This window comes from Janthinobacterium leeuwenhoeki (assembly GCF_051380795.1).
Lineage (GTDB): Bacteria > Pseudomonadota > Gammaproteobacteria > Burkholderiales > Burkholderiaceae_D > Janthinobacterium.
The window spans coordinates 81144-94473 of sequence record NZ_JBNYXT010000012.1; the positions used below are offsets into that span (position 1 = coordinate 81144).

A 13330-nucleotide genomic window follows, 5' to 3' on the forward strand; every position below is an offset into this window, starting at 1 on the left:
TCATGCTGCTCTGGCTCGCTCATTATTTCCAGGACGACATTGGCCCACTGCGGGTCTTTAACTTCATCACATTCCGCGCCGTCTTCGCCACCCTGACGGCGATTTTGATCGGTCTGTGCGCCGGTCCCGCCGTGATCCGCATGCTCACGCGCATGAAGGTCGGCCAGGCCGTGCGTACGGACGGTCCGCAAACGCATCTGAAAAAACACGGCACCCCGACCATGGGCGGTGTGCTGATCCTCATCGCCATCGGCATTTCCACCTTGCTGTGGGCCGACCTGTCGAACCGCTTCATCTGGCCCGTATTGATCGTCACGCTGGGCTTTGGCGCCGTCGGCTGGGCCGATGACTACCGCAAGGTGGTGCACCAGGACCCGGAAGGCATGCGCTCGCGCGAAAAATATTTCTGGCAGTCGCTGATCGGCATCGCCGCCGCGTTTTACCTGGCGTTTTCCGTCTCTGTGTCGGAACCGGATGCGGGCCAGGTGTGGAATCTGATCTACGCCTGGGTGCAATCGGGCTTCGCCATGGACTTGCCGCCGAAGGCCGACCTGATCGTCCCGTTCTTCAAGACCATCAGCTACCCGCTGGGCGTGTGGGGCTTCATCGCGCTGACCTATTGCGTCATCGTTGGCACCAGCAACGCCGTCAATTTCACGGACGGTCTGGATGGCCTGGCCATCATGCCGACCGTGATGGTGGGCACGGCCCTGGGCCTGTTCGCTTATCTGACCGGTAACGCCACGTACGCGCGCTACCTGTTCATCCCGCACATCCCGGGCGCCGGCGAGCTGGTGATCTTCTGTGGCGCGCTGGCCGGTTCCGGCCTGGCCTTCCTCTGGTATAACACGCACCCCGCGAAAGTGTTCATGGGTGATGTGGGCGCGCTGGCACTGGGCGGCGCACTGGGCACCGTCGCCGTCATCGTGCGCCAGGAAATCGTCCTGTTCATCATGGGCGGCATCTTCGTCGTCGAAACGCTGTCCGTGATCATCCAGGTCGTCTGGTTCAAGTATACGAAGAAGCGCTATGGCGTGGGCCGCCGCGTTTTCTTGATGGCGCCATTGCATCACCATTTTGAACAAAAAGGCTGGAAAGAGACGCAGGTTGTCGTGCGTTTCTGGATCATCACCATGATGCTGGTGTTGCTCGGCCTGACCACCTTGAAGCTGCGCTGATGATGTACGACGCTAAAACAGCACTGGTACTGGGCCTCGGCGAATCGGGGCTGGCCATGGCCCTGTGGCTGGCCCGCAGCGGTGCCTGCGTGCGCGTGGCAGATACAAGGGAAACCCCGGAGCGCCTGGCCGCGTTGCAGGCCGCTGTGCCACAGGCGCAGTTCATCGCCGGCGCCTTCACGGCCGAATTGCTCGACGGCGTCGACTTCGTCGCCGTCAGTCCCGGCCTGGCGCCGCAGCGCGAACTGGCTGGAATCGCACCGGCCGCTTTGGAAAAAAATATCCCCGTGTGGGGCGAGATCGAACTGTTCGCGCAGGCGCTGGCCGCGCTCAAGGCGGAACGCGGCTATGCGCCGAAAGTCATCGCCATCACGGGAACGAATGGCAAGACGACGGTGACCAGCCTGGTAGGCTTGCTGTGTGAACGCGCGGGCCTGGCCACGCGCGTGGCCGGCAATATCAGCCCGGCCGCGCTGGATGTGCTGCGCGAAGTGCTCGATGCCGAGCCTGCGCCGCAGCCGGTGGATGCGGAAGCTGAAGTGGCCGAACCCGTCGCCAGCACTTTGCCCCAGGCGTGGATTTTGGAGTTGTCCAGCTTCCAGTTGCACACAACCTTCAGCCTGCAGGCCGATGCGGCCACGGTCCTGAATCTGTCGCAGGACCACCTGGACTGGCATGGCGACATGGCCTCCTATGCGAGCGACAAGGCGCGCATCTTCGGCGACCAGACCGTGCGCATCCTGAACCGCGACGATGCCGCCGTGATGCACATGGCCGATCCGCTGACCGAAACCATCACCTTTGGCACGAGCGAGCCGCTTGACGTGGACAGCTTTGGCCTGGTCAATGAACGGGGCATCTTCTGGCTGGCGCAAGCCGTGCCCAGCGAAGAAGTGATCGAGAAAAAACGCAAGAAGAACGATCCGGCGCCGGAACCGGTGCCGACGATGGCCAAGAAACTGATGCCGGCCGATGCGCTGAAAATCCGTGGCCAGCACAATGCCTCGAATGCGCTGGCGGCGCTGGCCCTGTGCCGCGCCATCGGCCTGCCATTCGCGCCGCTGCTGCATGGCTTGCGCGAATACCAGGGCGAGCCGCACCGGGTGGAGCTGATCACGGCCGTGAATGAAGTCGAATACTACGACGACAGCAAGGGCACGAATGTGGGCGCGACAGTGGCGGCCCTGTTCGGCCTGGGCAAGGCGTTTGGCGGCGCGCAGCAGCGCCTGGTGCTGATCGCCGGCGGCGACGGCAAGGGGCAGGATTTCTCGCCGCTGGCTGAACCCGTGTCGCGCTATGTGCGCGCCGTGGTGCTGATCGGCCGCGATGCGCCGGCCTTGCGCGCGGCGCTCGAACCGGCCGGCGTGGACATCGTCGACTGCGCCACCTTGCCGGAAGCGGTCAAGCGCGCCAGCAGCCTGGCGCTGGCCGGCGATGCCGTGCTGCTGTCGCCCGCCTGCGCAAGCCTGGACATGTTCAAGAACTATGCGCACCGCGCGCAGGTGTTTGTCGACGCCGTGCGCGACATCGCCCTGGAAAACGGACAGGATATCTGATGGCCTTCCAACTGCCCTTCAGCTTTGGTTCCGGCTCGGCTGCCAAGCCGCTGGATAGCCGTGCGCGGCAGTCGAAGATGATGGACTATGACAAGCCGCTGGTGTGGGTGGTTCTGCTGCTCATGTTGCTGGGCATGGTGATGGTGTACTCGGCGTCGATTTCGCTGTCGGACGCGCGCAAGTTTGCCGCCTACACGAACAATTACTTTGTCGTGCGCCAGGCGATGTTCATCGGCGTGTCGATCATCGTCGCCGCGCTGGTGTTTCGCATCCCTGTCGCCACCTGGCAAAAGATCGCGCCGTGGCTGTTCATCGGCACCCTGGTGCTGCTGGTGATGGTGCTGATACCGGGCCTGGGCGTGTCGGTCAATGGCGGGCGCCGCTGGCTGAACCTGCCGGGCCTGCGGCCGCAGCCGTCCGAGCTGATGAAGGTGGTAATGGTGCTGTACGCGGCCGACTACACGGTGCGCAAGCAGGAATACATGCACAAGCTGACCAAGGGCTTCATGCCGATGGCGCTGGCCGTCAGCTTCGTCGGTCTGCTGCTGCTGATGGAACCCGATCTCGGTGCTTTCGGCGTGATCGTCTGCATCGCCATGGGCATTCTGTTTCTGGGCGGCGTCAACGCCATCTGGTTCGGCGGCATCGGCGCCATGCTGACGGCGATCTTCGTCACCATCATCGCCTTGTCGAAATTCCGCCGCGAGCGGTTTTTTGCGTATCTCGATCCTTGGCAGGAAGACAATGCGCTGAACAAGGCTTACCAGCTGACGCACTCGCTGATTGCCTTCGGGCGCGGCGAACTGTTTGGCGTGGGCCTGGGCGGCAGCGTGGAAAAACTGCATTACCTGCCCGAAGCGCATACGGACTTTTTGCTGGCCGTGATCGGCGAGGAACTGGGCCTGGTGGGCGTGCTGATCGTGATCGGCATGTTCTACTGGATTATCAAGCGGGCGTTCGACATCGGCCGCCAGGCAATCGCCATCGACCAGACCTTTGCCGGCCTGACCGCGAAAGGCATCGCCATCTGGATCGGCGTGCAGACCTTCATCAACATGGGCGTGAACCTGGGCCTGCTGCCGACCAAGGGCCTGACCTTGCCTTTGATGAGTTATGGCGGCACGGGCGTACTGATTAACTGTATCGGCCTGGCGATTTTGCTGCGCATCGATTACGAAAACCGGATCCTGATGCGGGGAGGCCGGCTATGAACAACGTGACGAACTTGAAAACGACGAAAAGACTGATGATCATGGCGGCCGGCACCGGCGGCCATATTTTCCCGGGCCTGGCGATTGCGCAGACGATGCGCGCGCGCGGCTGGGAAGTGAGCTGGCTGGGCACGACCCACGGCATGGAGCAGGAACTGGTGCCGAAAAGCGGCATTCCCATGGACGCAATCGAATTTTCCGGCATGCGCGGCAAAGGCCTGGCGCACACCATCCAGGGCGGCTTCAGGATGCTGGCCAGCTTTTTTGCCATCCGCCGCTTCATCGCCAGCCGCAAGCCGGACGTGGTGATGGGCATGGGCGGTTACGTCACCGTGCCGGGCGGCCTGATGGCGCGCCTGAAGGGCGTGCCGCTGGTGCTGGTCAATGCCGACGCGGCGCTGCTGTTGTCGAACAAGACCCTGGTGCCGCTGGCGCAGCAAGTGTGTTTCGGCTTTCCCGCCGATTTCGGCAGCGCCGCCGGCAAGGCCGTCGTCACGGGCAATCCCGTGCGCGCCGAGATCCTCGCCATGGCGCCGCCGGCGCCCCGTTTCGCGGACCGCAGCGGGCCGCTGCGCATCCTGGTGGTGGGCGGCAGCCTGGGCGCGAAAGCGCTGAACGACAATCTGCCTGCCGCGCTGGCTCTGATGCCGGAGAGCGAACGCCCGCTGGTGACGCACCAGTCGGGCAAGAAAAATATCGACGCCCTGCATGCCGCGTATGCGCAGGCGGGCGTGCAAGCCAATGTGGTCGATTTCATCGATGATATGGCCAGGGCGTATACCGAGGCCGACCTGGTGATTTGCCGCGCAGGCGCGATCACCCTGTCGGAATTGACGGCGGCCGGCGTGGCCAGCGTGCTGGTGCCGCTGGTGGCGTCAACCACCAGCCACCAGCGCGACAACGCGCAATGGATGGCGAAGCAGGGCGCGGCGATTCATCTGCCGCAGACGGAAATGAGTGCGGCGTCGCTGAGCACCCTGCTGGCGTCCTTGACGCGAGACAGCTGCCAGCAGATGGCGCAAGCGGCACTGGCAGCAGGCAAGCGCGACGCCAATGAGGCGATCGCACACGTATTGGAAAAATTGGCATGAGGTTAGCTCTGTGAAGCATAAAGTAAACAATATCCACTTTGTCGGCATTGGCGGCAGCGGCATGAGCGGCATCGCCGAAGTGCTGGTCAACCTGGGCTACAAGGTGTCGGGCTCCGATCTGGGCAGCAATGCGGCGACGCAGCGCCTGGCGAGCCTTGGTGCGACCGTCATGCTGGGCCACGCGGCCGAGAACATCGGCGACGCCGATGCGGTGGTGACCTCGGGCGCCGTCCCGCAAGACAATCCGGAAGTGGCGGCCGCGCGTGCGCGCAAGATCCCGCTGGTGCCGCGCGCCGTGATGCTCGGCGAGTTGATGCGCCTGAAGCGTGGTATCGCCATCGCCGGCACGCACGGCAAGACGACGACCACCAGCCTGGTCGCTTCCGTGCTGGCGCAGGGCGGCCTGGATCCTACTTTTGTGATCGGTGGACGCCTGACCAGCGCGGGCGCGAACGCCAAGCTCGGTTCGGGCGACTACCTGGTGGCCGAAGCCGATGAGTCGGATGCCTCGTTCCTGAATCTGACGCCGATGATCGAAGTGATCACGAATATCGACGCCGATCACATGGACACCTACGAGCACGATTTCGAAAAGCTCAAGCAGGCCTTCGTGCAGTTCACGCACCGTCTGCCCTTCTATGGCCGCGCCATGCTGTGCATCGACGATCCGCACGTGCGCGCCATCATCCCTTTCGTCACCAAACCGGTCACCACTTATGGTTTCGCGGAAGACGCCGAAGTGCGCGCCATCAACGCGCGCGCCGTGGGACTGGAAATGCATTTCACGGTGCTGCAGGAAGGCTATCCTGATCTCGACGTGGTGCTGAACCAGCCCGGCATGCACAATGTGCAAAATGCCTGCTCGGCGATCGCCATCGCGCGCGAAATCGGCATCGCCGACAGCGCCACGCAACAGGGCCTGGCCGAGTTTTCCGGCGTGGGCCGGCGCTTCACGCGCTATGGCGACGTGGCGCTACCGAACGGCGGCAGCTTCGCTCTGGTCGACGATTTCGGCCACCATCCGGTGGAAACGGAAGTGACCCTGGCCGCCGCACGCGCCGCGTATCCTGGCCGCCGCCTGGTGCTGGCGTTCCAGCCGCACCGCTACAGTCGCACGCGCGACCTGTTCGAAGATTTCGTCAAGGTGCTGGGCGCGCCCGATGTGCTGCTGCTGTCTGAAGTGTATTCGGCGGGCGAAGCGCCTATCGTCGCCGCCGACGGCCGCGCCCTGGCGCATGCGCTGCGCGCGCGCGGCAAGATCGAACCTATTTTCGTCGAGTTCATGACGGACATGGCCGACACCATCATGAGCGTGGCGCGCGACGGCGACGTCGTGCTGACCATGGGCGCGGGCTCCATCAGCGGCATCCCGCAACAACTGACAACGTATCAATCTCACACTGTAAAGGACTGACGTGAACCAAGCTTCAGCTATCGACGTTAAACAATTGGGCAAAGTCGGCGTCCTGTTCGGCGGCCGCTCGGCCGAGCGCGAAGTGTCGCTGATGTCCGGCGCGGGCGTGCTGGCCGCTCTGAAAAGCCATGGCGTGGATGCGCATGGTTTCGATACGGGCGAACGCAGCCTGGCCGAACTGGCCGCTGAACAATTTGACCGCGTCTTCATCGCGCTGCACGGCCGTTTCGGCGAAGACGGCAGCCTGCAGGGCGCGCTGGAGCAACTGGGTATCCCGTATACGGGCAGCGGCGTGATGGCTTGCTCGGTGGGCATGGACAAGGTTTACACCAAGATGATCTGGCTGATGCACCAGCTGCCGACGCCAAAGTACGCGGTGCTGGACGATAGCTCCGACCTGGCCAAGGTGGCAGCGGAACTGGGCTTGCCGCTGATCGTCAAGCCGCCGCATGAAGGTTCGAGCATTGGCATCACGACGGTCAACGAAGCATCAGCCTTCCAGGCGGCCTACGACATCGCCGCCGGCCTCGATGATTCGGTGCTGGCCGAAGAATTCATCACGGGCCGCGAGTTCACCGTCGCCATCCTGGGCAAGGGCGCCACGGCACGCGCGCTGCCGCCGATTGAAATCGTCGCCCCGCAAGGTAATTACGACTATCAGAACAAGTACTTCACGGACGACACCAAGTACTTCTGCCCGCCGCAGCTGGACCCGGCGATCGTGGCCGAAATGGAACGCATCGCCCTGGCAGCCTACCGTGCGCTCGGCTGCGAAGGCTGGGGACGAGTGGATGTGCTGATGCGCGCGGCCGACAGCAAGCTGTTCCTGCTGGAGGTGAATACCTCGCCCGGCATGACGGGACATTCGCTCGTGCCGATGGCGGCGCGCGCGGAAGGCACCAGCTATGAAGACCTGTGCCTGGAAATCGTCGCCGGCGCAAGCTTGAAAATGCACAAGGGACAGCGCTGATATGTGGCATGACGCTAAAAGCCTCAATACGACTGCCAACGGCTTGCTGGCCGCGGTTCTTGTCGTGTGCGTGGCCGCCGGCGTCTGGTGGGTGTCGCAGCGTCCCATGTTCGACCTGCGCACGATCAAGGTGGAAAGCGCGGACGACAAGGGGCTGCGCCATGTGAATTACCTGACCCTGCGCAGCGGCACTCTGGGCCGCATCAAGGGCAATTTCTTCACGACCAATCTGGAAAGCGTGCGCGGGGTGTTCGAATCAGTGCCCTGGGTGCGCCGTGCCAGCGTGCGGCGCGAGTGGCCCAACCAGCTGATCGTGGCGCTGGAAGAACACGAAGCACTGGGTACATGGGGCGAGGATGGACGCCTGCTGTCGGTCAAGGGCGATGTGTTTACGGCCAATGTGGCCGAAGCCGAGGACGACCATGAATTGCCTGCGTTTGCCGGCCCGGATGGCAGTGAAAAGGAAGTGCTGGCCACTTACCTGCAGCTGGCAAAGTGGTTTGCGCCGCTGAAGATGGTGCCGGAAACCCTGTCGCTGTCTAGTCGTTACGCGTGGACCGTGAAACTGAATAATGGCATGAGCGTGGCGCTGGGGCGCGAGCAGAATCATACGACCCTGAAGGCGCGGGTTGACCGGCTGGTGGGCATTTACCCGCAGCTGGCGAGCCGGCTGGAAAATATCGACACGATCGATATGCGCTACCAGAATGGCTTGGCACTCAGTTCCGTCGGCCTGGTGATACCGGCCGAAGGCAAGGATGGCAGGCCGGCGCCAGCGATCAGGAAGAAAAATGGCAGTCCGATTAAAAAACCGACTTAACCGAATACTCAATTTAACAATAGCCCAAAAAACTAGGCGACAGAAATGACAAAAGACGCGAAAAACCTGATCGTCGGCCTCGACATCGGCACCTCGAAAGTGGTGGCGGTGGTAGCCGAAGTGATGTCCGACGGGCGCCACGAAGTGATCGGGCTGGGCCAGCACGAATCGAAGGGCCTGAAAAAGGGCGTGGTGGTCAATATCGAGGCCACGGTGGAGTCCATCCAGCGCGCGCTGGAAGAGGCCGAGCTGATGGCCGACTGCAAGATCCGCAATGTCTACGCGGGCATTGCGGGCAGCCATATCCGCAGCTTCAATTCCAGCGGCATGGTGGCCATCAAGGACAAGGAAGTGACGGCGACCGACGTGGCGCGCGTCATCGAGACGGCAAAAGCGGTTAACATTCCGACCGATCAGCAATTGCTGCACACGGTGCCGCAAGAGTTCATCGTCGACAGCCAGGAAGATGTGCGCGAGCCTATCGGCATGAGCGGCATCCGCCTGGAGGTGAAGGTGCATATCGTCACCGGTGCCGTGTCGGCAGTGCAGAACATCGTCAAGTGCGTGCGCCGCTGCGGCCTGGAAGTGTCGGACCTGATCCTGCAGCCGATGGCCTCGGCCGATGCGGTGCTTACTCCTGACGAGAAGGAACTGGGCGTGGTGCTGATCGACATCGGCGGCGGCACGACCGATGTGGCGGTATTTTCCGATGGCGCGATCCGCCATACGGCAGTCATTCCCATCGCCGGCGACCAGATCACCAACGACATCGCCATGGCCTTGCGTACCCCGACCGCGGAAGCGGAAGAAATCAAGATCCGCTATGGCGTGGCCAAGCAGGTCCTGGCCGATCCTGGCGAATCGCTGGAAGTGCCTGGACTGGGCGACCGCGGCCCGCGCAACCTGTCGCGCCAGGCGCTGGCGGCCGTGATCGAGCCGCGCGTCGAAGAGCTATTCGCGATGGTGCACCAGGTGGTGCGCGAATCCGGTTACGAAGGCGTGCTGTCGTCGGGTATCGTGCTCACGGGCGGCACTTCCATCATGCCCGGCATGGTGGAAATGGCGGAAGATATTTTCCTGAAACCGGCGCGCCTTGGCACGCCCGAGTATCGGGGCCAGCTGGCCGACGTGGTGCGCAGTCCGCGCTATGCCACGGTGCTTGGTCTGCTGCTGGAAGCGAAGAAGCAATACCTGCGCGGCCACATCGTGACGCGTCAGGACGGCTCGGTGAAGGCAGTCTGGCAGCGCATGAAGGAATGGTTTTTAGGGAATTTTTAAGGGCATGATTTTCGCCCGGCAGTACAGGTTTTTTGGCAGCATCGCAGGTACACACACATAACTTTATTTTATATTTAACCGCAGTTTTCAATCTCCAGTTCTCCTACCAATATGAGGCCTGGCGCTTGGAAACCGCATCTGATAGGAGCACATCATGGAGTTCGATATGGTCGATAACACAGCTTTAGGTACCGTCATCAAGGTCGTCGGCGTCGGCGGTGCGGGTGGCAATGCAGTCCAACACATGATCAACAAAGGCATGTCGGGTGTGGAGTTCATTGCCGCCAACACCGACGCACAGGCCCTGTCGACATCGAAGGCCCACAACATCATCCAGATCGGTGATACCGGTCTGGGCGCCGGCATGAAGCCTGCCGTTGGCCGCCAGTTGGCGGAAGAATCGCGCGCGCGCATCGCCGATTCGCTGCGCGGCGCGCACATGGTCTTCATCGCTGCCGGCATGGGCGGCGGCACGGGCACGGGCGCCGCTCCTATCGTGGCCGAAGTGGCCAAGGAACTGGGCGCGCTGACGGTGGCCGTGGTCTCCAAGCCATTTTCGTACGAAGGCCAGAAGTGCATGGACATCGCCGACGAAGGCCTGGAGCAGCTGTCCCTGCACGTCGATTCGCTGATCATCATCCTGAATGAAAAACTGGAAGAGATCTACGAAGATGAAAGCATGCTGGAATGGATGCAGCACGCCGATGATGTGCTCAACAACGCGGTGGCCGGCATTGCCGAGATCATCAACGTGCCGGGCCATATCAACGTCGACTTCAACGACGTGAAAACCATCATGGGAGAGCAGGGCAAGGCCATGATGGGCACGGCGACGGCTTCCGGCGTCGACCGCGCGCGTATCGCCGCCGAACAGGCTGTCGCTTCGCCGCTGTTGGATGGCATCGATCTGTCTGGTGCGCGCGGCGTGCTGGTCAACGTCACGGCCAGCCGTGGCTTGAAAGGTAAAGAGATCAAGGAAGTCATGGCTGCCGTGCGCGCGTTTGCCGCGCCGGACGCGTCGATCGCGCAAGGTATCGCCTACGACGACGCCATGGGCGACGATATCCGAGTTACCGTGGTGGCCACGGGCCTGGGCCGCGCGAAGAAAAACATCCAGCTGGTACCGCAGCAAGTACTGCGCACTGGCACCCACAACAGCCCTCTGACTCCATCGGCTGCCATGGGTAGCGCGCAAGCGGCGACGACGACGGTTGGCGTGGCCACGCCTGCTGCCGGTTTCGACGGCATGAAGGCGCCGGCAGTATGGCGCCGCGAATCGGCTTCCGAGCAAGTGCGCGCGATGGAAAAGAATGGCATGGAAACGTACGACATTCCTGCATTCCTGCGCAAGCAAGCCGACTAAGGTGGTTTGATGCACGCAGCGATGACGGCGGCCTGAGGGTCGCCGTTTTTTTTGCCCGGTTTTTGACTTTTGACTTTGCATTTCCGGCCATTTTCTGCACAAATACGGCAAGTCAGGCATACTATTGCGCAGTGTCGGCATCATGCCGGCAGCATTCTCAACCGACAGTACACAAGGAGTCAACATGACCATCAAGATCGGCGACACCCTGCCAGAAGGCACCCTGGCCGAATTCATCGAAAGCGAAACCGAAGGCTGCGCACTGGGCCCGAACACGTTCAACGTGCAAGACCTGGTCAAGGGCAAGAAGATCGCCATCTTCGGCCTGCCAGGCGCCTACACCCCGACCTGCTCCGCACAGCACGTGCCAGGCTACGTGCAGCACGCTGCCGACCTGAAAGCTGCGGGCGTCGATGAAATCTGGTGCATCTCCGTCAACGACGCGTTCGTGATGGGTGCCTGGGGCCGCGATCAGAAAGCCACCGGCGTCGTGCGCATGATGGCTGACGGCAATGCCGCCTACAGCAAGGCCCTGGGCCTGGACGCCGACTTTAGCAAGTTCGGCATGGGCACGCGCTCGCAGCGTTACTCGATGCTGGTCGACAATGGCGTGGTGACGCAATTGAACGTCGAGCAGGGCGGCAAGTTTGAAGTGTCGAATGCCGAGACGCTGCTGGGCCAACTGGCTTGATGGTCGGGGTCAGACCCTTCGGGTCCGACCCCATTTTTATTGCACCTGCGGCTTTGTCGCCTCGAACATGGCCGCATCGATGCTGAACGAATAGTCGTCCTGCAGCGCGAAATATCGGCGCGCTTCCTCGGGCGCGCCATCGAACAGATTGCGGATGGCCGCCACTCTTTCTACTGGCGTGCGCATGCGCGCCACCCATTCGTCAAACTGCATCGTCAGTTTCCACACGCTGCGCAAGCTGTGCGTGAATCCCGCGTTGTCGAACTTCGCGCCCCATTCGCAGCTGCGGTAGTCGCGCACGTGGGATGCGTCGCGCAGCATTTCCACCGCCTGCAAGGTGCTGTCGTACAGGGCCGTCTTGGGCGCAACGATGTCGATCACCAGCAAGGTGCCGTTCGGGCGCAGCACGCGCCAGGCTTCGGCCAGGGCCGCGGCCACGTCGTTCCAGTGGTGGGCGGAAAAGCGCGTGACTACCATGTCGAAGCTGGCGTCGGCAAACGGCAGGCGGGCCACGTCGCCCTGCTGCGTGTGGATGTTGTGCAAGCCGCGCTGCACCCTGGCGCAGTCGACCACGTCGAGCATGGGCTGCGCCAGGTCATAGGCGACCACCGATTGCGCCACGGGGGCGACGGCGAAGCTGGCGTGGCCGGCGCCGCAGCCCAGGTCCAGTACCACCGGCTTGCCATGGCGGCGCGCGCATTCCTGCATCAGCACCAGGTCGGCCCCTTGCGCGTGTACTGCGCTGCTCAGGTAGGCATTCGCCGTCTTGCCAAACTGTTCGGTAACGACATCGTGCTGCTGCATGGTTTTCTCCTGTTGATGGGTGAGTTCCTGCAGAATAAGGATAAAATTATCCTGTAACAAGGCCATAACTTATACTGGTATATCCACTACCATGCAGGCATCTCATGTCAAATAAACTCGCTGAATTTATCCGTGTCCGGCGCGAAGCCGTCACGCCCGCCATGGCCGGCTTGCCTGGTGGCGGGCGGCGACGCACGCCGGGCTTGCGGCGTGAAGAGCTGGCGCAGCTGTGCGATGTCAGCCCCACCTGGCTGACGTGGCTGGAGCAGGGGCGGCCCGTGTCGGCGTCGGCCAAGATGCTGGCCCGCCTGGCACAAGTGTTGCAGCTGAGCGCGGCCGAGCGGGCCTATCTGTTCGAGGTGGCCGACAAGCATGACCCCAGCCATGGCACAGGCGAGGGCGGCGGGCTTGCTAGCGCCGAGCTTGCCGCCATCGTTGCCGCCATCGACGCGCCCGCGTACATCCTGGACCGGGAATGGAACGCCGTGGCGTGGAACGGGGCGGCGTCCACGCTGTTTGCCGGCTGGCTGCAGGGCGACGCGGCCGCACCGAACCAGTTGCGCTTCATGTTCCAGGACGCGGGGGCGCGCGACCTGGTGATTGGCTGGCCCGAACGGGCGCAGCGCCTGGTGGCGGAGTTTCGCGCCGATATCGGCCGCCAGGCGGACCAGGCGCCGCTGGCCGGCCTGATCGCGGAGCTGGCCGGCGCCAGCGTTGAATTTCGCCAGTGGTGGGGCGCGCAGCAGGTGCAGGGCCGCGATGGCGGCTTGCGTCAGTTCCAGCACGCGCAAAAGGGGCTGCTTGCGTTCAATCAGGTGACCTTGCACCTGGCGCGCCAGCATGAGCTGAAACTGGTGATGCTGTTGCCGGTGTCATAAGGTAAGACGGCCGCGCTTGCTATAATCGGGCTGACCGCCTGGCCCTGACTTTCCAGACCATGCTGTCCTGGCTCCG

Annotated in this window: 12 protein-coding genes; 11 read left to right on the forward strand and 1 reads right to left on the reverse strand. The window is 62.8% G+C overall.

Translation table 11 applies throughout. From position 1 onward, the window contains the following. The first annotated feature begins 2 nt into the window (after positions 1–2). The 10 genes from mraY to ACQ4WS_RS12390 all read left to right on the forward strand — a co-directional run bounded on the left by mraY (position 3) and on the right by ACQ4WS_RS12390 (position 11572). A complete protein-coding gene (gene mraY / locus ACQ4WS_RS12345; RefSeq protein ID WP_436476594.1) occupies positions 3–1178 on the forward strand; it encodes a phospho-N-acetylmuramoyl-pentapeptide-transferase in 1176 nt (391 codons plus the stop codon). Further along, on the forward strand, positions 1178–2734 hold the full coding sequence (gene murD, locus ACQ4WS_RS12350) for a UDP-N-acetylmuramoyl-L-alanine--D-glutamate ligase (RefSeq protein ID WP_436476596.1): 1557 nt from the start codon (positions 1178–1180) through the stop codon (positions 2732–2734). The genes mraY and murD overlap by 1 nt, the downstream gene beginning before the upstream one ends. Further along, the gene (gene ftsW / locus ACQ4WS_RS12355; RefSeq protein ID WP_436476598.1) at positions 2734–3945 is read left to right on the forward strand and encodes a putative lipid II flippase FtsW; all 1212 of its coding nucleotides are present in this window, start codon (positions 2734–2736) and stop codon (positions 3943–3945) included. Before murD ends, ftsW begins: the two co-directional genes overlap by 1 nt. Further along, positions 3942–5036: an undecaprenyldiphospho-muramoylpentapeptide beta-N-acetylglucosaminyltransferase gene (gene murG, locus ACQ4WS_RS12360; protein ID WP_436476600.1), complete on the forward strand. Its 1095-nt coding sequence runs from the start codon at positions 3942–3944 to the stop codon at positions 5034–5036. Before ftsW ends, murG begins: the two co-directional genes overlap by 4 nt. Before the next feature lie 10 nt (positions 5037–5046). Next, on the forward strand, positions 5047–6450 hold the full coding sequence (gene murC, locus ACQ4WS_RS12365; RefSeq protein WP_436476602.1) for a UDP-N-acetylmuramate--L-alanine ligase: 1404 nt from the start codon (positions 5047–5049) through the stop codon (positions 6448–6450). 1 nt (position 6451) lies between these two features. Further along, positions 6452–7420: a D-alanine--D-alanine ligase gene (locus ACQ4WS_RS12370; protein ID WP_436476604.1), complete on the forward strand. Its 969-nt coding sequence runs from the start codon at positions 6452–6454 to the stop codon at positions 7418–7420. Between the two features lies 1 nt (position 7421). After that, positions 7422–8240: a cell division protein FtsQ/DivIB gene (locus ACQ4WS_RS12375; RefSeq protein WP_436476606.1), complete on the forward strand. Its 819-nt coding sequence runs from the start codon at positions 7422–7424 to the stop codon at positions 8238–8240. Positions 8241–8285: 45 nt separating this feature from the next. After that, a complete protein-coding gene (gene ftsA / locus ACQ4WS_RS12380) occupies positions 8286–9518 on the forward strand; it encodes a cell division protein FtsA (protein WP_010394955.1) in 1233 nt (410 codons plus the stop codon). A 154-nt stretch (positions 9519–9672) separates the two neighbouring features. Then, entirely contained in the window at positions 9673–10881 is a 1209-nt protein-coding gene (gene ftsZ / locus ACQ4WS_RS12385; RefSeq protein ID WP_034784974.1) for a cell division protein FtsZ, read from the forward strand. Positions 10882–11065: 184 nt separating this feature from the next. Continuing rightward, on the forward strand, positions 11066–11572 hold the full coding sequence (locus tag ACQ4WS_RS12390) for a peroxiredoxin (RefSeq protein ID WP_436476608.1): 507 nt from the start codon (positions 11066–11068) through the stop codon (positions 11570–11572). A 36-nt stretch (positions 11573–11608) separates the two neighbouring features. Here the strand turns inward: ACQ4WS_RS12390 and ACQ4WS_RS12395 are convergent, their stop codons facing one another. Beyond that, on the reverse strand, positions 11609–12376 hold the full coding sequence (locus ACQ4WS_RS12395; RefSeq protein ID WP_436476610.1) for a class I SAM-dependent methyltransferase: 768 nt from the start codon (positions 12374–12376) through the stop codon (positions 11609–11611). Positions 12377–12480: 104 nt separating this feature from the next. Here ACQ4WS_RS12395 and ACQ4WS_RS12400 point away from each other — a divergent pair, with 104 nt between their 5' ends. Beyond that, positions 12481–13254 (forward strand): helix-turn-helix transcriptional regulator, encoded by a 774-nt coding sequence (locus ACQ4WS_RS12400; protein WP_436476612.1) that lies wholly within the window; start codon positions 12481–12483, stop codon positions 13252–13254. The last annotated feature ends 76 nt before the right edge of the window (positions 13255–13330 follow it).